The sequence below is a fragment of the Micromonospora sp. LOL_021 genome (assembly GCF_048060215.1).
Classification (GTDB): Bacteria; Actinomycetota; Actinomycetes; order Mycobacteriales; family Micromonosporaceae; genus Micromonospora_E.
Genome location: NZ_JBHMIN010000004.1, coordinates 1 through 23,630, shown reverse-complemented (window position 1 = coordinate 23,630; position 23,630 = coordinate 1). Strand labels below are relative to the sequence as shown.

At 72.1% G+C, this 23,630-nt stretch carries 28 protein-coding genes; 20 read left to right on the top strand and 8 right to left on the bottom strand.

The window, feature by feature from the left end; translation table 11 throughout:
• The first annotated feature begins 25 nt into the window (after positions 1-25).
• Entirely contained in the window at positions 26-1,192 is a 1,167-nt protein-coding gene (locus tag ACFHWT_RS04985; protein WP_416593370.1) for a DUF4192 domain-containing protein, read from the top strand.
• Between the two features lie 156 nt (positions 1,193-1,348).
• On the opposite strand, the gene ACFHWT_RS04980 is transcribed toward ACFHWT_RS04985, so the two are convergent.
• The 4 genes from ACFHWT_RS04980 to ACFHWT_RS04965 all read right to left on the bottom strand — a co-directional run bounded on the left by ACFHWT_RS04980 (position 1,349) and on the right by ACFHWT_RS04965 (position 3,002).
• Positions 1,349-1,867, bottom strand: coding sequence for a hypothetical protein (locus ACFHWT_RS04980; protein ID WP_416593369.1), 519 nt, complete (start codon positions 1,865-1,867; stop codon positions 1,349-1,351).
• 472 nt (positions 1,868-2,339) lie between these two features.
• The gene (locus ACFHWT_RS04975) at positions 2,340-2,603 is read right to left on the bottom strand and encodes a hypothetical protein (RefSeq protein WP_416593368.1); all 264 of its coding nucleotides are present in this window, start codon (positions 2,601-2,603) and stop codon (positions 2,340-2,342) included.
• Between the two features lie 20 nt (positions 2,604-2,623).
• The gene (locus ACFHWT_RS04970) at positions 2,624-2,884 is read right to left on the bottom strand and encodes a hypothetical protein (protein WP_416593367.1); all 261 of its coding nucleotides are present in this window, start codon (positions 2,882-2,884) and stop codon (positions 2,624-2,626) included.
• The gene (locus ACFHWT_RS04965) at positions 2,874-3,002 is read right to left on the bottom strand and encodes a hypothetical protein (RefSeq protein ID WP_416593366.1); all 129 of its coding nucleotides are present in this window, start codon (positions 3,000-3,002) and stop codon (positions 2,874-2,876) included. Before ACFHWT_RS04965 ends, ACFHWT_RS04970 begins: the two co-directional genes overlap by 11 nt.
• A 128-nt stretch (positions 3,003-3,130) precedes the next feature.
• On the opposite strand from ACFHWT_RS04965, the gene ACFHWT_RS04960 reads away from it, so the two are divergent.
• Positions 3,131-3,307, top strand: coding sequence for a helix-turn-helix transcriptional regulator (locus ACFHWT_RS04960; RefSeq protein WP_416593365.1), 177 nt, complete (start codon positions 3,131-3,133; stop codon positions 3,305-3,307).
• Between the two features lie 70 nt (positions 3,308-3,377).
• Here ACFHWT_RS04960 and fdhD read toward each other — a convergent pair whose 3' ends face one another.
• Positions 3,378-4,226: a formate dehydrogenase accessory sulfurtransferase FdhD gene (gene fdhD / locus ACFHWT_RS04955; protein ID WP_416593364.1), complete on the bottom strand. Its 849-nt coding sequence runs from the start codon at positions 4,224-4,226 to the stop codon at positions 3,378-3,380.
• 115 nt (positions 4,227-4,341) lie between these two features.
• Here fdhD and ACFHWT_RS04950 point away from each other — a divergent pair, with 115 nt between their 5' ends.
• Both ACFHWT_RS04950 and ACFHWT_RS04945 read left to right on the top strand, forming a co-directional pair.
• Complete coding sequence (locus ACFHWT_RS04950) at positions 4,342-4,587, top strand: hypothetical protein (RefSeq protein WP_416593363.1); 246 nt, start codon at positions 4,342-4,344, stop codon at positions 4,585-4,587.
• 26 nt (positions 4,588-4,613) lie between these two features.
• Positions 4,614-4,976, top strand: coding sequence for a type II toxin-antitoxin system VapC family toxin (locus ACFHWT_RS04945; protein WP_281552299.1), 363 nt, complete (start codon positions 4,614-4,616; stop codon positions 4,974-4,976).
• 70 nt (positions 4,977-5,046) lie between these two features.
• Here the strand turns inward: ACFHWT_RS04945 and ACFHWT_RS04940 are convergent, their stop codons facing one another.
• The gene (locus ACFHWT_RS04940) at positions 5,047-5,871 is read right to left on the bottom strand and encodes a prepilin peptidase (RefSeq protein ID WP_416593362.1); all 825 of its coding nucleotides are present in this window, start codon (positions 5,869-5,871) and stop codon (positions 5,047-5,049) included.
• Between the two features lie 619 nt (positions 5,872-6,490).
• Here ACFHWT_RS04940 and ACFHWT_RS04935 point away from each other — a divergent pair.
• From ACFHWT_RS04935 to ACFHWT_RS04880, 12 genes are all read left to right on the top strand, one after another.
• Positions 6,491-7,018: a hypothetical protein gene (locus tag ACFHWT_RS04935; protein ID WP_278174707.1), complete on the top strand. Its 528-nt coding sequence runs from the start codon at positions 6,491-6,493 to the stop codon at positions 7,016-7,018.
• On the top strand, positions 7,012-7,947 hold the full coding sequence (locus ACFHWT_RS04930) for a hypothetical protein (protein ID WP_416593361.1): 936 nt from the start codon (positions 7,012-7,014) through the stop codon (positions 7,945-7,947). Before ACFHWT_RS04935 ends, ACFHWT_RS04930 begins: the two co-directional genes overlap by 7 nt.
• On the top strand, positions 7,944-8,597 hold the full coding sequence (locus ACFHWT_RS04925) for an SAF domain-containing protein (protein WP_416593360.1): 654 nt from the start codon (positions 7,944-7,946) through the stop codon (positions 8,595-8,597). Before ACFHWT_RS04930 ends, ACFHWT_RS04925 begins: the two co-directional genes overlap by 4 nt.
• Positions 8,598-8,600: 3 nt before the next feature.
• Positions 8,601-9,401, top strand: a complete 801-nt coding sequence (locus ACFHWT_RS04920; protein WP_416593359.1) for a ParA family protein — start codon at positions 8,601-8,603, stop codon at positions 9,399-9,401.
• Positions 9,402-9,849: 448 nt separating this feature from the next.
• Positions 9,850-11,379, top strand: a complete 1,530-nt coding sequence (locus tag ACFHWT_RS04915) for a CpaF family protein (RefSeq protein ID WP_416593517.1) — start codon at positions 9,850-9,852, stop codon at positions 11,377-11,379.
• Positions 11,380-11,381: 2 nt separating this feature from the next.
• Entirely contained in the window at positions 11,382-12,284 is a 903-nt protein-coding gene (locus ACFHWT_RS04910; protein ID WP_416593516.1) for a type II secretion system F family protein, read from the top strand.
• Positions 12,284-13,150 carry a type II secretion system F family protein gene (locus ACFHWT_RS04905; protein ID WP_416593515.1) on the top strand — a complete coding sequence of 289 codons (867 nt, stop codon included), beginning with the start codon at positions 12,284-12,286 and terminating at the stop codon, positions 13,148-13,150. Before ACFHWT_RS04910 ends, ACFHWT_RS04905 begins: the two co-directional genes overlap by 1 nt.
• A gap of 58 nt (positions 13,151-13,208) precedes the next feature.
• Positions 13,209-13,451, top strand: a complete 243-nt coding sequence (locus ACFHWT_RS04900) for a hypothetical protein (RefSeq protein ID WP_416593358.1) — start codon at positions 13,209-13,211, stop codon at positions 13,449-13,451.
• The gene (locus ACFHWT_RS04895) at positions 13,448-13,945 is read left to right on the top strand and encodes a TadE/TadG family type IV pilus assembly protein (protein ID WP_416593357.1); all 498 of its coding nucleotides are present in this window, start codon (positions 13,448-13,450) and stop codon (positions 13,943-13,945) included. The genes ACFHWT_RS04900 and ACFHWT_RS04895 overlap by 4 nt, the downstream gene beginning before the upstream one ends.
• A gap of 2 nt (positions 13,946-13,947) precedes the next feature.
• Entirely contained in the window at positions 13,948-14,445 is a 498-nt protein-coding gene (locus ACFHWT_RS04890) for a TadE/TadG family type IV pilus assembly protein (RefSeq protein ID WP_416593356.1), read from the top strand.
• Positions 14,442-14,891, top strand: coding sequence for a pilus assembly protein TadG-related protein (locus ACFHWT_RS04885; RefSeq protein ID WP_416593355.1), 450 nt, complete (start codon positions 14,442-14,444; stop codon positions 14,889-14,891). The genes ACFHWT_RS04890 and ACFHWT_RS04885 overlap by 4 nt, the downstream gene beginning before the upstream one ends.
• 32 nt (positions 14,892-14,923) lie before the next feature.
• Positions 14,924-16,111 carry a LysM peptidoglycan-binding domain-containing protein gene (locus ACFHWT_RS04880; protein WP_416593354.1) on the top strand — a complete coding sequence of 396 codons (1,188 nt, stop codon included), beginning with the start codon at positions 14,924-14,926 and terminating at the stop codon, positions 16,109-16,111.
• A gap of 9 nt (positions 16,112-16,120) precedes the next feature.
• Here ACFHWT_RS04880 and ACFHWT_RS04875 read toward each other — a convergent pair whose 3' ends face one another.
• Entirely contained in the window at positions 16,121-17,671 is a 1,551-nt protein-coding gene (locus ACFHWT_RS04875; protein ID WP_416593353.1) for a class I adenylate-forming enzyme family protein, read from the bottom strand.
• 338 nt (positions 17,672-18,009) lie between these two features.
• On the opposite strand from ACFHWT_RS04875, the gene ACFHWT_RS04870 reads away from it, so the two are divergent.
• The 4 genes from ACFHWT_RS04870 to ACFHWT_RS04855 all read left to right on the top strand — a co-directional run bounded on the left by ACFHWT_RS04870 (position 18,010) and on the right by ACFHWT_RS04855 (position 22,729).
• The gene (locus ACFHWT_RS04870; protein WP_416593352.1) at positions 18,010-19,134 is read left to right on the top strand and encodes an alpha-hydroxy acid oxidase; all 1,125 of its coding nucleotides are present in this window, start codon (positions 18,010-18,012) and stop codon (positions 19,132-19,134) included.
• Positions 19,131-20,549, top strand: coding sequence for a cytochrome P450 (locus ACFHWT_RS04865; protein WP_416593351.1), 1,419 nt, complete (start codon positions 19,131-19,133; stop codon positions 20,547-20,549). Before ACFHWT_RS04870 ends, ACFHWT_RS04865 begins: the two co-directional genes overlap by 4 nt.
• Positions 20,550-20,660: 111 nt before the next feature.
• Entirely contained in the window at positions 20,661-21,344 is a 684-nt protein-coding gene (locus ACFHWT_RS04860; protein WP_416593514.1) for a response regulator transcription factor, read from the top strand.
• Positions 21,344-22,729: a sensor histidine kinase gene (locus ACFHWT_RS04855; protein ID WP_416593350.1), complete on the top strand. Its 1,386-nt coding sequence runs from the start codon at positions 21,344-21,346 to the stop codon at positions 22,727-22,729. Before ACFHWT_RS04860 ends, ACFHWT_RS04855 begins: the two co-directional genes overlap by 1 nt.
• Here the strand turns inward: ACFHWT_RS04855 and ACFHWT_RS04850 are convergent.
• A complete protein-coding gene (locus ACFHWT_RS04850) occupies positions 22,672-23,523 on the bottom strand; it encodes a Rieske 2Fe-2S domain-containing protein (protein ID WP_416593349.1) in 852 nt (283 codons plus the stop codon). The two genes, ACFHWT_RS04855 and ACFHWT_RS04850, sit on opposite strands and share 58 nt — an antisense overlap.
• Positions 23,524-23,630 lie beyond the last annotated feature (107 nt).

Below are 23,630 nucleotides of genomic sequence, written 5' to 3'. Positions count from 1 at the left end.
ACCGTCCGGCGCGACAGTTTCCGGCATGACACCTACCGAACCGGTACCCACCCCCGATTCCGTTCCCGACCCGGCCGCTGATTTGGCTGCCGGGACGTCTCCGGGCGCCGCGCTCACCGTCCGCGAACCCGCCGACCTGATCGCCGCCGTGCCCTACCTGATCGGCTTCCACCCCGCCGACAGCGTGGTGGTGGTCGGGATGCGCGACCACACGGTCGTCATCGCCGCCCGCGCCGACCTGCCGGACGCCACGGTCCCGGCCGACGTCCGCGCGGCGGCAACCGCCCAGCTGACCGCTATCGTCGATCGTCAGCAGGTCAGCGCCGCCGTCGTGCTCGGCTACGGTCCGGCCGACACCGTCGACCCGGTCCTGCGGGACACCACCGACGCGCTGCGCCGACAGGGCACCGTGCTGCTTGACGCGCTGCGGGTGGCCGACGGTCGCTACTGGTCCTCCTTCTGCGACGATCCGACCTGCTGCCCGCCGGAGGGCCACCGGTTCGACGCCGAGATCAATCCGGTCGCGGTCGCGGCCACCGTCGCCGGGCAGGTCGCCCTGCCCGACCGGGCCGCGCTGCGTCGCCAGGTGGAACCGGTCACCGGCCCGGCCCGCGCGGCGATGCGGGCCGCCACCGAACGCGCCCGGACCCGCCGCTCCGCGCTGGTCGACCACGCTCCGCCGGCCGACCTGCTCGGTGCCCGCACCCTGCGCCGGGCAGGGGAGAAGACGGTACGGATGCTGCTGGAACGGCAGGGCCGGGGCATCGCCCCGACCGACGAGGACATCGCCTGGCTCAGTCTGCTGCTGACCGACCTGGAGGTGCGCGACTACGCCTGGGAGCGGGTCACCGACGAGCTGTGGCAGGTCACCTTCTGGCAGGACATCGCCCGCCGGGCCGAGCCGGAGCTCGCCGCCGGGCCGGCCAGCCTGCTGGCCTTCGCCGCCTGGCGGGCCGGCAACGGAGCCCTGGCCCGGGTCGCCCTCGACCGGGCACTCGACGTCGAACCCGGCTACTCGATGGCCAAACTGATGGACGACGTGCTGGTCCGCGGCATCCCACCGGCGGCGCTGGGTCCGTGGCCCAAGCCGGACCGCAACGGGCGTAAGGGCCGGTCGGACACCCGCCCGCGCCGTCGACCCGACGGCGAGCGGCTCGACCGGGCCCGCCCCGCTGGCCGACGCCGCCCGTGAACCCGCTCCGCGCGGGCATGACGCGGAAGACCCCGGGCTCGCCCCGGGGTCTTCCGCGGTCGCGCCGGTGTCAGGACGTAGGCTGCCCCGATCCGGCACATCTGGTCCGGCTTCCCCGGCCCTGGTGCAGCGGTGCGGGCTGGCCGGGGGCGGTGGTCACCTGCTGACCGCAGACCGGGCACCTACCTCCTGGCGCCATGAACGGACTCCTTCCGGAATCTGATAGTCCGGGTACGGGTCTTCTTGCGGTTCGCCTGCGATGCCGCCCGGTCCGGTGGTGGCGGTCGCCCGGAGGAAGACGGTGCCGCCGTCCCGGCAGGTGATCTTCACCCCGGACGGGGAGCTGTGCACCCCGGTGAAAGCGCACGGCTCCCACGAGGTGAACTCCTCGGGTCGGGCGAAGTCCAGCAGTTGGACGGCGAACGCGAGCGTGCGACGCGCACGCTCGCGAGGTGCGGGCATCCCGGCCGGCAACGACGCCGGTGCCGGCGCGGGCTTGCCGACGGCCGCCCACAGCATCCCGGTCGATCCCGTCGAGTAGTAGACCCGTACCCCGGCTGGCGAATTGCCGCCGGGCTCGGTGTCCTGCCCGTACCGACGGACGTCGGTGATGTCCGGGTGCTTGCTGGTCTGGAACAGTGCTTCGAGCACGTCCAAGACTTCGGCGACCTGCATGTCCCCGTCTCCGATCTGAGGCTGTCTGCGCTGTTCAGGGCCGAGCATAGACACGGCAGGGATCTTGCGGGGGTACGCGGGGCGCGTCCCGAGGTCGCGCCGCCGTCCACACGGTCGCCGTACGCCCGGCCGGCCTTGCTCAGGCTGTGCACTTCGCCAACGCGTGGCAGTGGCTCATCAGGTGCCTTACGTGGATACTTCGGCCTCCCGGCCGGGTGCCCGGCGTCTTGCTCGAGTCGGATCGCCCGACGGCCCACTCGGTCCGTCGCCGCGCCCGCATGCCGCCGGGCCTACTGCGGTGTCAACGGTCAGTTGGTTCGCCGGGCCGGGGAAGGCACCCCGGCGACGAGCTTGAGCACAGAATCGCACTTTTCCGGACAATTCGCGGAAGCTGCTGTTTGCCGATGTGAGGCTGAGATACGTAATCCCTTGGTCGATAGGTATCTCAGCCTCACATCGGCGCGCGAGCCGGTCAGGGCGAGCCGTGCGCGAGGACCTGGTAGCCGAGTTGCTGGCCGTATGTCATCAGTGGGCGCAGGGTGGGGACCAGTTCGGTCGCCTGTGTGGTCCAGTGGTGTCCCCGGTTGCCGACGAGTCGGCGGTGGCGGGCCGATGTCGTCTGCCGCTGTTGGCGCAACTCGCGGCGCAGGTGGTGCAGCCGCTGGGAGGCCGTCGACCGGCCGGAGCGCCAGTCGAGCCGCCGTAGCCACCAGTCACGGATCATCTCGGTGATCATTTTTCTCCCTTGATCGATAGTCAGGTTTCGGTGTTCCGGGGCAGTCGGTAGAGTCCGTGGCGCTGAACGAAGATCTCCCGCCGTTCGGCTGCGTTGCCGTAACGGTCGATGACGTATCCGGTGGGCCAGATCCAGCCGTCGTAGGTCCACTTCCGGTCGACGGCGATGACCCGGAGTCGGATGGCGCGGTCGTCGGCGAACTGGACGCTGGCTTCCCGGCCGATGACCAGTACGTCACCGGGTTTTGGCTCCGGCGTGGCGAGTAGCCGGCTACCCGCCACGCCGATCCGCCATCGGGTACGTCGTACGCCCGCAGTCCGGGCACCACCTCGACTTGACCTTGAACGACCACAGCCCCGCACCGAAGCCCCGCAACGCCGCGAAGACCGCTCCGAGCATCGAACCTCCTTCCTGTAGCTGGCCGGGAGACCCGCCCGGACACGGCCTGTCTTGACCCATCTACGCGGGAAGGATGACTCAAGGGTTACCTGCGTCAACCCCTGTCGTAACCCCACAACATCAACGCTGTGGACTTTGAGCTGGTCGGGGCGCAGGAGATCGCCAAGATGCTCGGTGTGAGTCGACAGCGGGTGCACATCATCAGCCGGCGCAAGGGCTTCCCCGACCCGGTCGCGGTCCTCGCGATGGGCTCGGTGTGGCTGAAGTCGGATGTCGAGCGCTGGATTCAGGAGAACCGGCGATAGACGTGAACTTATCGGGCACGCCGGAGCCCGGCGAGCCGTACGGCGAACGGCAGCGTCGGACACGTCCGGTTCAGTCGGTGAGGCGGTCGGCGCCCGCGTAGACGTTCATCGTCGATCCGCGTAGGAACCCGACCAGGGTCATCCCCGCCTCTTCGGCGAGGGCGACCGCCAGATTGCTCGGCGCGGAGATCGCCGCGAGCACCGGGATGCCGGCCATCCACGCCTTCTGGGTGAGCTCGAAGCTGGCCCGCCCGGAGACCAGCAGCAGATGACCGCGCAGCGGCAGCAGGTCCTCTCGGGCTGCCCAGCCGATCAGCTTGTCGACGGCGTTGTGCCGGCCGACGTCCTCGCGTACCACCTGGAGCTGCCCGTCGGCGGTGAACAGGCCGGCGGCGTGCAGCCCACCGGTGCGGTCGAAGCCCTGCTGGGCGGCGCGCAGCTGGTCCGGCAGACCGACCAGGGTCTGCGGGCTGAACGTGGCCTGGTCGGCGGCCACGTCGAACCGGGACCGGGTGCGGACGGCATCGATGCTCGCCTTGCCGCAGACCCCGCAGGAGCTGGTGGTGTAGAAGTTGCGGGCCGGGTCGGTCTGCGGCGGCGGGACGTGCCCGGCGAGCGTCACGTCGACCACGTTGTAGGTGTTGGGTGTGTCGGTGCCGGCGCACAGCTGGGCGGTCACCACGTCCTCGGCGGCCCCGATCAGACCCTCGGTCAGCAGGAAACCGATCGCGAGGTCGATGTCGTTTCCCGGCGTACGCATGGTGACGGCCAGCGGGGGACGTCGCGCCGCACCGGCGGAGCCGACCCGAATCTCCAGCGGCTCCTCCCCGGAAATGGTGTCCATCCGACGGACCCGCCGGGTCGACCCACTGCCGACGTCGATCCGCAGTACGGTGCGTCGCTCGTTCGCCCTGCCCATGCACCCCATCCTGCCCCGGTTCGCAGGTGGCGAACGGGCCGGGAGGGCGGCAGCACTCGCCTCAGGCGCCGCCATATCGCTGTATGGTGTATGTGTGGCGGCGAAGAAGGTGACTGTGACTCTCCCCGAGGAACTGGTCGAGGCGCTCGGCGAGGCTGCTCGCGAGGATGGCGTCCCCTTGTCGCGGCTGGTGGCGAGCGCTGCGGAAAGTGAGCTCCGGCGGCGGGTCGGGCGGCGGTTGGTCGCCGACTGGCAGGCCGAGCACGGGGCGTTCACCGTAGAAGAGATCGCTGCGGCACGCGCGGAGATGGCCGCCGCCGACGCCCAGGCGCTCAGCGCGCCCGGCCGGGCGGCCGCGTGACCATCCCTTACGTCTACGACACAGGGGTGCTGCTGGCGATCGACAGCAATGACCGACGGATCTGGGCGATACACCACCTGGCCGTGGAGGAAGGGCGACGTCTGCTCGTCCCTTCCGTCGTGGTCGGCCAGGCCTGGCGAGATGCCCGCCGTCAGGTCCAGCTCGGACGGTTCCTGAGCAGCTGCGAAATCGTTCCAGTCGGTCTGGAACTGGCAAAATCGGCCGGGGTGCTGTGTGGGAAGGCCGGTACGCGTGACGTGGTCGATGCCAGCGTGGTCACCATCGCGCTTGCCTGCGGCGCGATCGTCTTCACCAGCGACCCGGAGGACATCGCGCACCTGTCGGCTGCCTCGGACGTCAAGCCAGGGCTGGTCATCCGCCGCCTCTGAACCCGTCGGCACGACGCGGGCCCGTCGGGCTTCAGCGGCGTCTGTAGATGGGTCTGGGGCGATGGACGGCTCAGGCCGTCGGCAGTCGACCGGCCAGCAGCACCCCGACGACGGCTCCGAGCACCAGGAACGGCCCGAACGGCAGCTGCTGGGTCCAGCGGATCCGCCGGGCGACCAGCAGGACCACCGCCACACCGCCCGAGCCGACGAAGGCGACCAGCAGCCCGAGCAGCACCATCGGCCAACCGAACCAGCCGAGCACCGCGCCGACGCTGAGCGCCAGCTTGGCGTCGCCCAGCCCGAACCCTCTGGCGCCGAACGCCAGGGTGGTGGCGGCGAACAGCGCTGCGACGCCCGTACCGGCGATGACCGCCCGCAGCCAGGCATCGGACGGCTCACCCCGCAGTACCGCCGCGCCGAGCAGCGCCCAGGTCCCGGCGGCGGCCGGGTAGGTGAGCCGGTCCGGCAGCCGGTGCACCGCGAGGTCGACGAAGACCAGCGGCACCATCCAGGCCGCCCACCAGATCAGTGCCAGGAGGACCGGCCAGGGATGGCCGGCGGAGACCAACGCCGCCAGCGCCGCGACGGCGACCGCCTCGACGGCGAACGGCGGCGGGCCGACCCGGGTGCCGCAGCCCCCGCATCTGGCCAGCGGGGACACCGACGCCAGCGGGGAAAACGACCCCGCCGGGCCGGCCGCGCCGAACGGCGTGCCGCACCGTGGACAGCCGGTCCGCCACGGTTCGCCGGGTGCCACCGAGTGGACGGCGACGGCCCGGCGCAGCACGGGCAGCACCAGCAGTACGCCGAGCAGCCTGCCGGCCTGGCCGGGCTGTCGCCGGGCGGGGGCCGGTGCCGACTCGGTCCCGACCGGGCGCTCGTTACCGGTGATCATCCCTGCGCCCCCTCCCGGCGTCCGCGACGCCGGTCACGGTCCGTGTTTTCATGATCGCTTACTCTCGGTGTCGACCGGCCTGGCGGAGTCCGGTCGACCGGTTTCGGCGCGCACCGTGGTCGGCTCGCCGGCTGGCAGCGGTCGCGCCGACCGTCGACTTCCAAATGGGACAGAATCCGGCGCAGGCTGGCAATTCGCGATGGCGACTGTCGGTTTTCGATCACCGCTGCCCACTTGACAGACGTACTCGGATGCGTCTTAGGGCGGTGATCGGAATGACCGGGCATCGCACCGCCCTCCATCGGGACCGGACTCGAAGATCGTAACCCTGAGTATTGTTCTGAATTGCCCCTGTTGCTGTCGCGGGCGTCAGCCTATGCTCCCCCCTTGAGCGATGCACTACCGCCGGGAAACATCCGACCGACCGGCGGAAATGCGTCGGTCGACACCTGGCCGGACCAGCCGGAGGCAGCACTGGATCATTCCAGCGGACAGTACGGCAACACCCCAACACATCGATGTTGGCAATAGTGCTTGTCGCCCTGCGCCACCCTGGCCGGCCCGGCGGGCACCGAGGAGGACGGACGTGAGGCCTAGTCAGCGCCCCTGGCCAGCGGTAATGCTGGCCGCGTCGGTGCTCGCGGCTGCCGCACTCGCCGGCTGCGCCAGCGAGCAGTCCGCCACCCTGCCACCACTGCGCGTACCGGCGGCGACCGACGACCCGGCCGCCGCCGAGGCCGCCGAAGCCGCGCTCGCCGCGTACAACGGCTACCTCGCCGCTGCAGAGAAGGCCGAACACGCGGCCGACCCCCATCACCCCGAGTTGAAGAAATATCTCGGCGACCCACTCCTGACCCGGGTCAGGCTGAGCATTCGAGACGCGAAGGAGCACGGCGCCGTGCGTATCGGCTCACTAACCTCCGAACCCACGATAACCGACATCAATCTGGATTCGGTGCCGATGGCGGTGGAGATCCAGGACTGCCTGGACGCCACGAATTACCGGATGGTCTACGCCAACGACACCGACACGGTCGTTCCCGGCACCGAGGTGGGTCGTTACCTGGCCACCGCCACCGCGACCCGCTACGACGACGGTCGCTGGCTGATCAGCCGGGGTGTCGCACACCGGGACCAGCCATGCTGACCGGCGTCGCTGCCGCCAGCCGCCGTATGTTCGTCGGGCTGGCCGCAGTCGCTCTGCTGGCCGCTGCCGGGCTGGCCGCCGCCGGGCCGGCTGCCGCACAGTCGTCCGGCGGCGGCTGCGGCGGCGTCACCCAGGCCGAGTGCGAGGGCTGGGTCGAGCAGCCCGGCGGCCCCGGCCACGACGGCGGCGGCGGCAACAACGGCGGCGGCAACAATGGCGGCGACGGCGGGGCCGGCCCGTGCTACCGCGACGGCGTCGAGTTGGACTGCTACGACGACATCGTCGGTTGGTTCAATCGCGAGGACGAGTGCTACTACATGCGGGCCGAGCCGCAGCCGTCGGGCGGCGAGCCGGGGCAGGTCGCGTACAACGTCAGTTGCGTCGCCGGGCAGGTCTCAGAAGACGTGGAGTGGCTGTCCGAACCTCCGTCGGGCTACGAGGCACCACCGGACCCGTACGAGCTGCGTCGCCGCGCGTACGCCCGGATCCAGTTCGTACCGCCGGTCATCCACACCGCGCCCGACCCGGACAAGCCCGGCCTGGTCGGTCTGCCGGTCTGGGTGTGGTCCGAGGAGTCCAACGCCGTCTGGGGGCCGCTTGATGAGGACGAGGCGGACCGCGACGTCAGCGTCCGGGTGGTCGCCGAAGTCGACGAGATCACCTTCAACATGGGCAACGGCGACAGTTTCAGCTGCGAACGGGACGAGGTCTTCGACGCGTACGACCCGGCAGTCGACAACCCCTGGAACCCCGGCTGCGGCTACGACAACGGCTACCTGACGCCGGGCAGCTACCGGATCACCGCCACGGTCAGTTGGGACGTCACCTGGTTCATCAACGATGTGGAACAGGACATCTTCGCCAGCCCGCAGGTCAGCAGCGACCCCATCGAGATCGAGATCGACGAACTGCAGGTGGTACGGCGATGACCGTGGCGACGACACGTACCGGCCAAGGCGGCGTCGACGCCCCGGTCACCCCGCCGAAGATCGTCCGGCAGCGACGGGTCCGGCCCGGCCTGCTCGGGCTGGCGGTGCTGCTGATCGCCCTCGGCGGGCTCGGGTCCGCCTTCGCGGTCACCTCGGTCCGGGCCACCGGCTCCTACCTGGCGGTCGCCCGGGACGTGTCGGTCGGTACGGTCCTGTCCGCCGACGACCTGGTGACCGTGCAGGTGGCCGGCGGGCAGGCGATCAAGCCGGTGCCGGCCAGCCAGCTCGACCAGGTCGTCGGGCTGCGGGCCGCGGTCGCCCTGGTCCCCGGCAGCCTGCTCACCCCGGCGCAGCTGACCAACGAGCCGATGATCGGGCCGGACCAGCAGCAGATCGCCGTCGGGCTGCGGGCCGACCAGGTGCCGGCCCGGCAGCTGAACCCCGGCGACAAGCTGATCCTCGTCGGCACCCCGACGCGTAACGCCAGTGAGAACGCGGTCACCCGGTTCGACGCGACCGTGATCGACGTGGCCGCCGACGACCGCAGCGGGGTCATCGCCTACCTGGCACTCGCCGCCCGGGACGTGCCGGCGGTGGTGGTGCTCGCCGCCGAGGACAGGATCGCGGTCGTGCTGGCCCCGGCGGCCTGACGGATGGCCATCGTCGCGCTCGTCTCCGCCAAGGGTTCCCCCGGCGTCACCACCAGCGCGCTCGCCTGCACGCTCTCCTGGCACCACCGGGTGGTGCTGGCAGAGTGCGATCCGGCCGGCGGGACGTTGATGGCCGGTTACCTCGGCGGTGCCCTGGAGGGCCCGCGGGGGATCGGGGAACTGGCGGTCAGCGAGTTGCGCGACGGCAACCTGGAGGAGGCCTTCTGGAGCCAGCTGGTCGACCTGGACGCCCCCCACCGGGAGCGGCTGCTGCTGCCCGGCGTGGTCGACCCGACGCAGATCGGCAGCGTCACGCCGCTGTGGCAACGGTTCGCCGACTTCTTCGTCGGTCTCGAACACGGCCGACCACCGTACGACGTGATCGTCGACTGTGGCCGACTCTACGTTGCGAATCCACCGTGGCCGATCCTGCGGGCGGCGACCATCGTCCTGGTGGTGGCCGCCGCGCACCTGCCCGACCTGTCCAGCGCCCGCGCAGCGGTGACCACCATCGAGCGGGACTTCGCCGAGCACCGGGTGCCGCCCGGCTCACTGCGGCTGCTGCTGGTCGGTGACGGCCACAGCCGAGCCGAGATCAGCAAGGCCCTGCAGTTGCCGGTGATCTCCCGGCTGCCGGCCGACCCCCGTACCGCCGAGGTGCTCAGCCACGGCGGCACCGTCAAGCTCAACCGGCCGCTGCTGCGGGCGGCCGGCGCGTTGGAGGTCCCGGTCCGTTCGCTGATCGAACGACGGCAGGCCCGGCTGCGGTGGGCCACGCCGGAAGGGGTGCCGAATGCGATTTGAGCCAGTGCTGAGCGACCCCCGGGACGAGTCCGAGAACGGCACCGGCCGGCCCGTCGAGCGCGGTCGGTCCGGTCATGGCGGGCCTGGTCAGTCCGGCCAGCCGCCGCGACCGGCCCGGGACCGGCCGGACCCGCTCACCTCGATCACCCCGCCGCTCGGTCCGAACGGCATCCCGGGCGAAGCCGCCCCGGGCGACGCCGTACCGCCCGCCGCGACGCGGCACAGCGGCGTGCCGCTGCGTCCCGCGCAGCACGGCCACAGCGCGCGGCACAGTTGGCCGCTGGTCGTCCCGGTCAGCGCGGCACCGGCGGGCAACACACCGGCCGCTCCGCCGGTGTCGGCTCCGCCGGTGTCCGGTCCGGCGTGGGCCGCGCCGCCCACCGCCCGGCCCACGGGCACACCCCGGCCCGGCATCCAGCCCGGTGCCGCCCCGACCACCCTGCCCCCGGTGACCCCGCCGCCGACCGCCCCGCCGCCGACGGCCGCGCCACCCGTCGCCTCGCGCCTCGTCGCCCCGCCGCCGACCGCGCTGGCCCCAGCGGCCACGCCGCCGGCCACCCCCGACACCACCGGCACCGGTGCGCTGGCCCGGCCGCGTACCGACTTCGCACTGGTCCGCGAGCTGCGCCGGGAGCTCAGCACCCGGCTCACCCGCTGGCAACGGGGTCGCGAGTTCACCATCGACGAGGAGGACGTCGAGCGGGCCCGGCTCGCCGTCGCGGTCGTCGCCGAGTACGCCGACCAGGTCCGCCGGGCCGGCACCCCGCTCACCGCGTACGAGGAACGGGTGCTGCTCGACCAGGTCACCGCCGAACTCGTCGGGCTCGGCCGGCTGCAGACCCTGCTGGTCGACGACACCATCGAAGAGGTCCACATCCTCGGTTGTGACCAGGTGCGGATCACCCGCCGCAACGGGCAGGTGGACTGGCACGACCCGATCGCCGACAGCGACGACGAGCTGGTGGAGATCCTGCAGGCGGCCGCCCGCCGGGCCGGGGCCACCGAACGGTCGCTGTCCACCTCGAAGCCGACGCTGGACCTGCAACTGCCCGACGGCAGCCGGCTGGCCGCCGTCTACCTGGTCAGCCACCGCCCGTACGCGGTGATCCGCAAGCACAACACCCTGGACATCAGCCTCGACGATGTGGCCGGCGGCCGGCCCGACCTGGACGAGATGATCGACGTGCTGGTCCGCGACTTCCTGCGGGCGTCGATGCGGGCCGGGCTGAACATCATGGTCGCCGGGCTGGCCGGGGCCGGCAAGACCACCATCATCCGGGCGCTGATGGACGAGATCCCGCCCGACGAGCCGTACGTGCTGCTGGAGGAGAGCCGCGAGCTGCTGCCGGCCCGGCGTACCGATCGGCACCGGGCGGTGATGAGCTTCGAGGCCCGCGAGGGCCACGGCGAACGCGGTTTCGACGGCCGTCCGGCCGGTGAGGTGAGCATCGCCGACCTGATCCCGGTCTCGCTGCGGATGGGCGTACTGCGGATCATCGTCGGTGAGGTCCGGTCCCGGGAGATCGTGCCGATGCTGCAGGCGATGACGACCAGCCGTGGCTCGATGTGCACCATCCACGCCCGTACCCCGTCCGGGGTCGGCGAGCGGATCGTCGAGCTGGCCCTGTCACACGGCCGGGAGATGACCGTCGACCAGGCCCGCCGGATGGCCGGCAACGCCCTCGACCTGATCGTCTACGTCACGGTCGAGGACGAGACCGGCATCGGCGGGCGCAAGCACCGGTTCGTCTCGCACGTCGAGGAGGTGATCGGGGTCGGTGAGGGCGGTCGGATCGCCACCACCACCGTCTTCGGCCCCGGCCCGGACGGCCGGGCGATCCCCCGACATCTGCCGGAACGGATCCGGGAGCAGTTGCTGCGGGTCGGCTACGACGCCCGGATGCTGTCCCGCTACATCGAAGCCGGCGTCGGCGCCTGGCGTCGGCCACGACACACCGTCCTGCGGGGGCACCGGTGAACCTGCCCGCCAACATCGAGGTGATCGCGGTCGTCGCCGGCGCCGCCTGCATCGGCGGCCTGGTCCTCGCCGTCGTCGCGCTGATCGGCACCAGCCGACCACCTGGTCCGCCGTCGCGCGCCGGGCTGCTGGTGCGTCGGCTGTGGCTGGGCTCCGGCCCCAGCCGCCGCGAACAGCGCCAGCATCAGGCGCTGCTGGTCGCCGCCGGGCTGGTCGGCGCGTTCGCCTTCCTGATCACCGGTCTGCCGGTGGCCGGCGTGCTGGTCGCGGTCGCCGTGCCGGGGGCGCCGTGGCTGTTCAACGTCGGCAAGGCCGAGCGGCGGGCGATCGCCCGGATCGAGGCCGTCGGTGAATGGACCCGCCGGCTCAAGGACGTCTCCGGCACCGGCCAGGGGCTGCAGCAGGCGATCATCGGCACGGTCAGCACCGCCCCTGAGCAGATCAACCCGGAGGTACGGGACCTGGCGTCCCGGTTGCAGGCCGGCTGGTTGGGCCGGACCGCACTGCTGGCGTTCGCCGACGAGATCGGCGACCCGGTCTGCGACCAGGTGGTGGCGGCGCTGATCCTGCACCTCACCGACCGGGGTGAGCGGCTCGGTGACGTCCTGGCGTCGATTGCGAACGCGGCCGCCGCCGAGGTCGCCACCCGCCGCGAGGTGGAGGCGAAACGCACCCAGCCCCGGTTCGCGGTGCGGTTCCTGACCGTGATGACCCTGCTGGTTCTCGGGTACGGGCTGGTCAACCCGGACTACATGGCGCCGTACGGCACGCCGACCGGGCAACTGGTGATGGTCTCGCTGGGCGGCCTGTTCGTCGCGCTGCTCGTCTGGGTGCGGCAGATGAGCATCCCGCCCCGACCGGCCCGGTTCCTCGCCGCCCCGGACCCGGACGAGGTGCTGACATGATCCTCAACTGGCAGTTGACCGTCGCGGTGGTCGGCGGGGCGCTGATCGGCCTCGGGGTCTTCCTGCTGCTGCGGGAGACCAGCCCGGCCACGCCGGCGCTCGGGCCGGCGCTGCGCCGACTGCACCACACCCAGGGCCGGCCGGGTGTGGTCGCCGCCGACGGTGACCTGGCCTGGCTGACCGGTGTGGTCCGGTGGTTGCGGCCACCGCACAAGGAGCTCGCTCTGCTCGGCCGGACCCCGGAGCAGTACGCCCTGTCGCTGCTGCTGTCGGCGTTGATCGGGCTGGTCGCGCCGCCGGTGCTGGCGATGGCGCTCGGTGTGGTCGGCATCGAGCTGCCGGTCGCCGTACCGGTGGCCGCCGGCCTGGTGCTGGCGGCGGCGGCCGCGCTGATCGCTCACCAGGACGTGGTGAGCAAGGCCCGGCAGGCCCGGCGGGAGTTCAGCCGGGCGGTCTGCACCTATCTGGATCTCGTCGCGTTGCAGCTGTCCGCGGCGCACGGGCCGGTGCAGGCGTTGGAACGGGCGGCGAAGGTGTGCGACGGCTGGGTCTTCGAACGGATCCGGGAGGCGCTGCGGCTGGCCCAGCTGCAGATGCATTCGCCCTGGGACGAGTTGCGGGACCTGTCCGACCAGATCGGCGTGCCGGAGCTCGGCGACGTCGGGTCGATCATGCAGTCGTCGGGCACCGAAGGTGCCCAGGTGCACGAGACGTTGCGGAGCCGTGCCGACTCGTTGCGCGACCAGATCAGGACCGACAACCTGGCTCGGGCGGAGGCGGTCACCGGCCGGCTCGACATCCCGGGAGCGTTCCTGGTCTTCGTCCTGATCGGATTCGTCCTCTATCCCTTCCTGGCCCGGATCTGACCGCCCGGATCTGACCGCCCGGCGGCTGCCGGGCAGACCCCCGAAAGGACACGCCATCATGCAGATATTCACCCGCCTCTACCTCGCGGTGGCCGGCCGACTCGGCGAGCTGCGCACCGCCGACGAACGGGACCGGGGCGACAGCCCGGTCCCCACCGCGGTGATCATCGTCGGCCTGGCGCTGGTTGCGATCGCCGTCCTCGCCTGGGCGTCGAACCTGGCGTTCGACTTCATGAACGCCAACCCGGATCCGACCAGCGACCTGCCGGACTCGGGCAACTTCCCGGGTGGCGGCGATTGATCGGCGACATGCGTCGACTGCTGGCCGGCCGGGCGGGCCGGACCACTCCCACCCCGGTGGTCCGGCCCGCACCCACCCCGGTGGTCCGGCATGCCCGGGACCGGGGCGCGGCCCCGGTCGAGTTGGCCATCCTGCTGCCGGCGATCCTGCTGCTGCTGTTCGCGTCGATCCAGGTCGCAGCGCTGTTCCTGGCCCGCACCGTGGCGTTGAGCGCCGCCCAGCAGGCGGTCACCGCCGAACGCGGCTACGACGCGTTGGGCAGCGGCAACGCCGACACCGGGGTGGGCGCGCAACGCGCCGCCGCGTTCCTCGCCGACGCCGGCGACTGGCTCGACCCGGATCCGCTGCCGGAGCCGTCGGTCGGCCCGGACGGGCGGTACGTGTCGTACACCGTCAGCGGCAAGGCGCTGTCGCTGGTGCCGGGGGTGACGTTCACCGTCAGCGAGACCGCCAACGGCGAGATCGAGCGGTTCGAGCAGGTCGCGGGAGGCTGATCGTGCGGCGACGCCATGCGGGCGGCGGCCGGGGCCGCGACCAGGGCTCCGACCGGTGCCGCGACCGGGGATCGGTCTCGGTGGAGGTGGCCATCCTCACCCCGGCGTTCCTGCTGCTGGTCGTCGTCGCCTGGGTGACCGGGCGGACGGTGCTGGCCCGCAACGCCCTGGACGCGGCGGCGCACGACGCCGCCCGCGCCGCGTCCATCTCCCGGTCCGTGGCCGAGGCGCAGACCAACGCCGAGTACGCCGCACAGCAGCGCCTCGACTGGGAGGGCATCGCCTGCACCGGGGAGCCGGCGGCCGACTTCGCCCCGAACGGGGTGGACACCCTGACCAATGCGTTCGCCACCGCGCCGGGCAGCACCACCGCGCTGATCCACGTCCGGGTCAGCTGCACGGTCCAGTTCGGTGATCTGGGGCTGCCCTGGGTGGCGCAGGACCGGCTGCTCAGCGCCGATTTCCGATCCCCACTGGACCGCTACCGGGGGCGGGGATGAGCCGCCAGCGGCCGGGCATTGACGGCGACGTGTCCGGTCACCGCGACGCGGGGCGGGTGAGTGTCTTTCTCGCCGTGGCCTTCCTCGCCGTGGCGACCGTCCTCGGGATCACCGTGGACGCCGCCGGCAAGTACCGCACCAAACAACGGGCGGACAACCTGGCCGCTGAGGCGGCTCGCACCGGCGGGCAGCAGATCGACATCGGTCTGGCAGTCAGCGGGGAGGGCCAGTTCATCGACGTCCCGGCGGCCACCGCCGCGGTAGACCACTACTTCGACGACATGCCCGGGGTGACCGGGTACACGGTCGAGGTCGCCCCCGATCAGCAGCAGATGACGGTAACCGTCGACATGACCTACGAGACCACCATGCTCAGCCTCTTCGGTTTCCCGCCGGGGATTGCGGTGACCGGTCAGGCCACTGCCGTGCTCCGGACCGACCCGTGACGGGAAGCTGACCCCTCGAGAGGAGCGGCACAATGCGCGCGACCCGCGTTTCCCCCGTCCGGCGGCTCGGGCAGGTCCTCACCGGCCTGGGTGCGCTGACCGTCCTGTTGATCCTGCTTGCCGGCGCACCGGTCGCATTGATCGCGTTCGCCGGCAACCCGCTGCCCGACCACCTGCCCGGCGTCGACGAGATCGGCACCGCGCTGACCAGCCGCGACGACGGACAGTTGTTCATCCGGGTGTTGGCGGTTGCCGGCTGGTTGGGCTGGGCGACGTTCCTACTGTCGGTGCTGGTGGAGGTGCCGGCCCGACTGCTGCGGCGGCCGGCGCCGAAGCTGCCCGGCATGGGCCGTCAGCAGCGGGTCGCCGCCGCGCTGGTCGGAGCGATCTCGTTGATCCTGGTGGCCGGTCCGGCGGCGGCGTACGCCGCACCGGGGCCGGTCGAGGCGACCTCGGCGGCGGCGGTGGTGGGCACCGGGTTCGGCAGCGCCCCTGAGCTTGCCGCGCCCGCCGGCCAGCAGGCGACACCAAACCAGCTCGTCGGTGCCTCCGGGCGGTCCGCCGCGTCGACACCGGCCGCCGCAGGCTCGCCGGCCCCGCTGGTCTCGCCAGCGGCGTTGCACACGCTCGCGTCGGCACCCACCGGTCCGGAAGGCGGCGACACAGCGCCGACGGATCAGCCGGACGAGGCGGCGGAGCCGGCCGTGTACCGGGTCGCCAAGGGTGACTACCTCGGCCACATCGCCGACCGCTACCTCGGCGGGTTCAGTGACTACCGGGAGTTGGCCGACCTCAACGAGATCGGCGATCCGGACCGGATCCGGGCCGGACAGCTGCTGCGGTTGCCGGCCGAGGCGGTGGACACCGGTGTACGGCCGCACGCCACCGGCACGGTCGTCACCCCGGCGGTGACGCCCACGCCGTCGCAGCCGACGCCGGAGCAGCCGGCGGCTCCACAGACCCCGCCGACGGTCGATGTACCGTCAGATGTCGACCGCCCCGCCTGGCAGGTGGACAACGACGCCACCGGCAACCTTGGCGGCGGCGTCTCCGCCGGCCGCTCCGGCCCGGAGCAGAACCTGAACCGTCCGCTCGCGGTGACTGCGGTGATCACCGCAGCGAGCATCGTCGGCGCGCAGATCGGCACCATGCTCGGGTTGAAGCGGCGTACCGCCGGAACCTCCGGCGAGACCGGCCGGCACCGCCGCGACCGGGGCTGACCCGGCTGTTCAGCCGCCGCCCGGCCGGAGCTGCCGCTTGTCCGGCTTGCCGCTCGGCCCGACCGGCACCACGTCGATGAAGGTGACGGTACGGGGCCGGCTGGCCTGGCCGAGCCGGTCGGCCACCAGCTCGCCCAGCTCGGTCGGGTCCGGCCGATCGGCGGTGGTCGGCACGACGAACGCGTGCACGGCCTCCCCGCTCTGCTCGTCGGGCATCCCGACGACGCATGCCTCGGCCACCCCGGGATGGCTGGCCAGGACCCGCTCGATCGGGCCGGCGTACCGGACGTCGGCGTGCACGATGATCACGTCCCGGATCCGGCCGAGCAGGTACAGGTAGCCGTCAGCGTCGAAGCGGGCGAGATCGCGGGTCCGTACCCAGCCGTCGGCGAACACGTCCGCCGTCTCGACCGGGTCGCCCCAGTAGCCGGCGGCCTGGCCAGGGCTACGGACGAACAGTTCGCCCTCACCGCCGTCCGGCACCGGGTTGCCGGAACCGTCCCGGATCTGCGTCTGGACCATCTCGGCGGGCCGGCCGACGCTGGCCAGCCGGGCCGGTGCCCCGGCCGTCTCGGCCGGGGTCAGAATCGAGATCAGGCCGGCTTCGGTCTGGCCGTACCCGTTGTAGACGATCGGCCCCAGCACCGCCTCGGCCTGCGCCAGTCGGCCGGGTTCCAGCGGCGACCCGGAGACCAGCAGGGCACGCAAGGTGCTGAGGTCGACCGGGTCGGTGCGCTGGCCGGTGACCAGTTGGTGCAGTCGCGGTACGGCGGCCACGCTGGCGGTCGCCCGCAGCCGGGTGATCGCCGAAGGCAGGAACGGCTCCGGCCCGCCGGTGGGTTCGGCGATCACGTTGATACCACCGGCGGCCAGGGTCAGCACGGTGTACTCCATCATCACCAGGCTGCTCAGCGATCCGAAGACCAGGAAGCGGTCCAGCTTCGTGGCCAGGTCGCGGATGGCTGTCGGCCACCGGTCGGGGTAGGCCGCCCATCCCGCGCCGAGCCCGGCGTACGTCTCGACGCAGCCTTTCGGGTCGCCGGTGCTGCCGCTGGTGTAGACGATGCGCCCGGCGTCGGCCGGACGGCCGGCGCAGTCCAGCGCGGTCGCCGACGGTGGTCCGGCGAGCAGGTCGCCGACGGCGAGTAGGTCGAGCCCGTCGGCTGCGAGCTGCAGTTCGCCGGTCGCCGTCGACCGGTCGACCACCACCGCCCGGTTGGCCGGCGTGGTAGCGGTACCGGCACCGGTGAGGACGTGACGCAACTGCTTGGGGGTCAGACCCGATCGCACCCCGGAGACCCGGGCACCGACCACCTGGGCGGCGATCATGGCCGCGAACGCCTCCGGCGAGACGCCGAGCGTCATCGCCACCCCGTCGCCCGGCCCGATTCCCGCCGTACGCAGACCGGTGCTGATCCGCCCGACGGCGTCCAGCAGCTCGGCGCCGGTGACCTCGCGCGTGCCGTGCTCGAACACTGTCCGGTCGGCGGCGGCTGCCAGCAGGTCCAGGATCTGCCGTGGGTACGCTGCAGGCGGGGTGCCCGGCTCAGTTGCTGGCATGGTCGACGAGCTCCTTGATGGACGCGGCCGGCATGCGGCGATGCTAGCGGCTCGAAATCAGAAATTACTCAGATCCGGATTCTGTTACGGGAGGCCGGATCCCGGACTGTGGCACCACACCGGACGGTCGGGCTGAGACCGTTCTGAGAATCCGTGGCTACGGTCAGGGAGGTGATCAGCCATACGGCGACCAGGATCGATATCTTCGATCTGACTGGCTCCTTGCACCCGGCCAACCTACGGCGCGTGGCTGCCGCAGTGCACATCGAGGTCACTGCGGCGATACGCGGCCGGGTGCAGGGTCACCATCCGTCCCGTCACCCGGTCGCCGTGCGCCGATGAAGGGGTACGCCCTGGCCGGCGGCCCTGCCCCGGTGAACCTTGCCGATCTGCGGGCGGCGGCCGGTCGCCGGCTCGACCCGGCACACGACGACTTCTTCGCTGGCGGTGCCGGCGACGAACGGACGGTACGGGACAACGAGGCCGCCTTCGACGCCTACCGCGTACTGCCTCGGGTGCTGCGCGGTGTCGGTGACCGTGACCTGCGCACGCAGCTGTTCGGCGAGACGTTGTCGATGCCGGTGCTGGTGGCACCGACGGCGTTCCACCGGCTCGCCCATCCGGACGGTGAGGTGGGCTCCGCCCGCGCGACTGCGGCGGCCGGCACGATCATGGTGGTGAGCATGGCCGCCACCACCTCGGTGGAGAAGATCGCGGCCGCGGCCGCAGCGGCGACGTCCCGGCCATCGGCGAGCAGCGGCACGGGCCGGCCACCGAAGCTGTGGTTCCAGCTCTACCCGCAGCCGGATCTGGCGTTCACCGAGTCGCTGATCCGGCGCGCGGAGGCCGCCGGCTGCGGCGCCCTGGTGGTCACCGTCGACTCGCCGGTTTTCGGCCGGCGCGAAAGGGACCTGCGCAACGGCTTCCTGGACCTGCCGGACGGGTTGTGCTGTGAGAACATGCGCGACCCGGCGACCGGGAAGCTCCGGTCGATCACGATGGACGCCGGACTGGACTGGCGGCGGATCGAGTGGCTGCGCGGCATCACCCGGCTGCCGATCGTACTCAAAGGAATCCTGCATCCCGCCGACGCCGCGCTGGCCGTCGAACACGGCGCCGACGCGGTGCTGGTGTCCAACCACGGTGGCCGGCAGCTCGACGGCGTACCGGCCAGCCTCGCCGCACTGCCCGCCGTCGTCGACGCGGTGGCGGGTCGCCTACCGGTGCTGCTCGACGGCGGGGTGCGGCGCGGCACCGACGTACTCACCGCGCTGGCGTTGGGCGCCGCCGCCGTCGGCGTCGGCCGGCCGGTCCTGTGGGGTCTGGCCGCCGCCGGTGAGGCCGGCGTGCGGCAGGTGCTGGAGCTGCTGCGGGCCGACCTGGACCGGACGCTTGCGCTGGCCGGGGCGGCCCGCCCGGCCGAGGTCACTGCCGACCTGATCACCCAGGCGGTACGGCGGTGACCGGGCTCGCCGTTCCGGTGCTGCTGGCTGTCGCGGCGGCGGTGCTGCTGTGGACGCTGCCCCGGTGGCTGCCGCCGGCGGTGATCGGCCTGCGGCAGTGGGTGTTCGCCCGGGTCAACGGGACCGAGGGGATCCCGGTGCCTGGCCCGCTGGTCGGCGCGGAAAACTTCGAGAAGGTGTACGCGCATCCGGCGGCGGACGGCCGCAGCCGTGGTGCCGGGCTGTCCGACCTATTCTGGTACTGGCTGGCCCCGGGCCCGCACATGCACCAGGAGCATCTGGAACCGGGTGAGCGGTACCTTGCGGTGGCCCGTACCACCCGGCGGGTGCTGGCCGTGCCGCAGCAACGGTCGACAGAGCTGGCCACTGCCGCCGCCCGCCGACAGCTGGACAAGCTGCCGGCCGGCCAGGTCAGCCGGGTGCGGCTGCGGGACATGATGCTGCCGGTCTGGGCCGAGGTCTACTACGAGCTGGTCTTCGGTGAGGCGTGCCCGCCGGACGCCCGGGCGTTGATCGTCGCGAACGCCGACGACGTGGTGACCGCGTTGAAGTGTTGCGGGTTGCGGCACATGGACCGGCGCGACCGGTTGACCCGCTACCTGCGGGCCCGGGTCGACGCGGGTACCGCCCCGGTCGTGTTGCCGGAGCCGTTCACCGCGCAGGAGACCGCCTGGTGGCTGCAGGGTGCGTTCTTCAACACGGCGGTGGTGCAGATGTCCGAGGCGATGGCGCATCTGCTGCTGGCCATCGCCCAGCATCCGCCGACGCAGCTCGCGGTACGCCGGGCGCTGGACGGGCCGGCGGCCGACGCGGACCGGCTGCTGGACCGGGTGATCGACGAGACGTTGCGGGTGCATCCGCTGTTCGGGGTGGCGCACCGGATCACCTCGGCGCCGATCGAGGTGGACGCCGGTACCACGCTGCCCGCCAAATCGGTGCTGCTGTTCAACTATCTCGCGTACCAGCGCACCGGGCCGGCCGCCGATGACGAATTCGACCCGGACCGCTGGTTGCGGGTGTCCCGGCGGGAGGCACACTTCGTGCCGTTCGGCGTCACCGCGAACCGGGCATGTCCGGCGCGCGGCGTCGCGCCGGTGATGATGCGCGCCGTGACCCGTGAGGTGCTGCGCCGGTACGCGCTGGCCTCTTCGGTGCGTCACGACCGGTCGTTGCCGAGCCGGGGTCCGTGCTTCATCATCCCGGCCGGGCCGGCGACTGACGCCGGGCCGGCGCCCGATGCCGGGTCGGCGGCGGTTGGGGTTCCGGGGCGGCTGCGGATGTGGTTGATGCGCACCGGCGACCGGTGGGCCGATGTCTGGCGCAGCCTGGTCCAGCTGGTCCTCGGTAGCGTGATGGTGATCCACGCGCGACGGCTGCGACTGTGCGCGAACCACTTCCAGCACGCCGACCACTGACGCTGCCGCGGCCCGGCGCAGCTTAGTCGTGCCCGCGACCCGCCGAGATTACTAGGAATAGACGAATGTCTATGGGATAACCGGGTCGGGGTGTGCGATTCTCAACGGGTGATGACGGCAAGTGTGGCGGCGCCACCGGCACACCGCCTGCTCCTGATCGAGGACGACGCGGACCTCGCGAGCCTGCTGAGCGAGACGCTCGCCGACGAAGGCTACCGGGTCGACGCCGCCCATGACGGACAGCGCGGACTGCATCTGGGGCTGACCCGACCGTACGACGTCATGGTGATCGACCGCATGCTACCCGCGATCGACGGGCTGCACCTGCTAGCCCGGCTGCGATCGCGTGCGGTGCAGGCCCGTGCGTTGATCCTGACCGCGCTCGGCACGGTCGACGACCGGGTCGCCGGCCTCGACGCGGGCGCCGACGACTATCTGGTGAAACCGTTCGAACTGGACGAGCTGGCGGCCCGGCTGCGAGCACTGTGCCGGCGGAGCCTGCACACGGCCGAGACGGTACGGGTCGGCGACGGCTGGCTCGACCTGGGGCTGCGGGACGTGGTGCTGCCCGACGGGTCCCGGGTCGCGCTGTCGCTGCGGGAGTTCGACCTGCTCCGGGTGATCGCCACGGCGCCGACAAGGGTGCACTCCCGGTCCGGGCTGCGTCGGCAGGTCTTCGAGGACGCCCACGCCACCTCGATCGTCGACACGTACGTCTACTACCTGCGCCGCAAGCTTGGTCGTTCGGTGATCCGGACCGTCCACGGGCTCGGCTACCGGCTCGGTGAGCTCTGATGCCCCGATCGTCGGCCGAGCCGTTCGGCACCTCCTGGGCCGCCGCCGAACGCAAGGTCATCGCGCGGGCCCGGCTGCGCGTCGGCGCGCTGGTCGGCCTCGCGGTCACCGCGCTGGTCACCCTGGTCGGCGGGATCGCCTACGGCATGCTCGTCCACGGGCAGGAGAAGCAGATCGACCGGGAGCTGCGCTACACGGCCAGCCGCGGCGACCCGTCCGGCCCGCCGGGCTGCACCTGGTTGTTCCTGCGCAGCGGCGGCGAGCCGCGGAGCGCGGCGGCCTCCGCGCAGCAGACAGCAGGAGCCCCGGCACCGCAGGACGCGGCGGTCCCCGCGCTGCAGACAGCAGGAGTCCCCGCCCCGGAGGGATTCCCGCTGAGTCAGGTGATGGAGACGGTCGCCGCGACCGGAACCGAGCAGGTGACCAAGATCGAGCGCAATGGTACCGTCTACTTCGTACTCACGCAGCCCCGGGGCGACGACACCATCCAGGCCGTCTTCGACGCCCGTTACCACCTCGCCGACCGTCGCCAGCTGCTCCTGGCCCTGTCCATCACCGAGGGGATCGGGCTGCTGGCCGCGCTGGCCAGCGGGATGGTCGTCGGCTGGCTCACGGTCGCGCCACTGGCCGAGGCGCTCGTGCGTCAGCGGCGGTTCATCGCCGATGCCAGCCACGAGCTGCGTACGCCCATCGCCCAGGTGCACACCAGGGCGCAGGTGCTCGCCCGCCGGGCCCGCAACGGCAACGTCCCCTCCGACTACGCCGCCGACCTGGACCGGCTGGTCGGCACCACCCGGCAACTCGGTGAGGTGGTCGACGACCTGCTGCTGTCCGCCCGGCTCGGCGCCGCCCCGGCCGACCGGGCGTCGGACGTGCCGGTCGACCTGGCCGCCGTCGTCGAGAACGCGGTCCTCGCCGAGAGCGACCGGGCACAGGAGTACGGCGTGGTCATCGCCCTAGACCGGTCGGACGGGCCGCTGCCGGTGGCCGGGGTCTCCTCGGCGCTGCGCAGGGTGGTGTCCGAGCTGCTGACCAACGCGTTGCGGCATTCCCGACCGGGCGGCCGGATCGACGTCGTCTGCCGTGCCGCTGTCGGTGACACGGTCGAACTGACCGTCGCGGACACCGGCGACGGCTTCGACCCCGGCGAGCGCATCTTCGACCGGTTCCATCGGGGGGCCGGGTCGGACCGGCTGCACATCGGCCTGGGTCTGGCGCTGCTGCGGGAGGTGGTGACCGCGCACCGCGGCACCATCGAGGCCACCGGCCACCCCGGTGCCGGCGCGAGGTTCACCGTACGGCTGCCGGCCGCCCCGGCACCGCCGGGTCAGGGCAGTTGGGCCTGTACGACGCCGGCCACCACCCGGCTGCGCAGCACCTGCTGATCGGTGGCGGCCGGGCCGTGGGCGACGGTGCCGTCGGTGAGCCGGAACGCGCTGCCGTGCCACGGGCAGACCACACAGGCGTGGCCGTCCGCGCTGATCACCTCACCCTGGTCGAGGGGTCCGTTCTGGTGGGCGCAGTGGGCCAGCAGCACCGTGACGTCCTCGCCGTGCCGGTAGACCAGCACCGGTACGTCGTCCACCTGCCGGCTTATCATTCCCGATTCGGGCAGGTTGGCGAACTCGGCGATCGGGTGCCAGCCGGCGGAGATCCGGTGCAGCTCGGGTACCGCGTGGTTGACCCCGGCGGCCTGCTTGTAGGCGAGATGACCGCCGAGGAAGCCGCCGGCACCGACTGCGGCGAGGCCGAGGAACCCGAGCGTACGGCCGGTCTGGTGCCGGCCGCGCAGCCGGGCGACCAGCGATCCGGTGTAGCAGGCCAGGCCGATGGTGTTGGCGATCGCGTGCACCAGACCGATCCGGCGCTGCTCGCGGGACAGGCTCGCCCAGTCGTTCGCTCCGGTGACCGCCGCCGGCAGCGCGGCGGCGGTGCCGACGCCGACCAGGGTGGTGGCGGCCCGTCGCTGGCCGGGCAGCATGTCGAGTACGGCGGCGCTCAGCCAGGCGCCCATCGGCACCTGGATCAGCACCGGGTGCAGCGGATGCCCCAGCCAGACCCCGTGCAGCAGGTCCCGGACCCGTTCGTCGCTGATCCGCCGCTGGACGCCTTGTTGCAGCCGGTCGCCGATCCGGTCCAGCCCGGTCGCCTGCTCGATCTTCATCAACAGTGCCCGCATCGTCCCGACGTTCCCGCCTGACACATCACCAAACCTCGGCGATCTTGAGGTCTATTCACAGGCGATCCTGTAGAAGTGCAGCCCGATGACACAGGAGATCGTTTCCG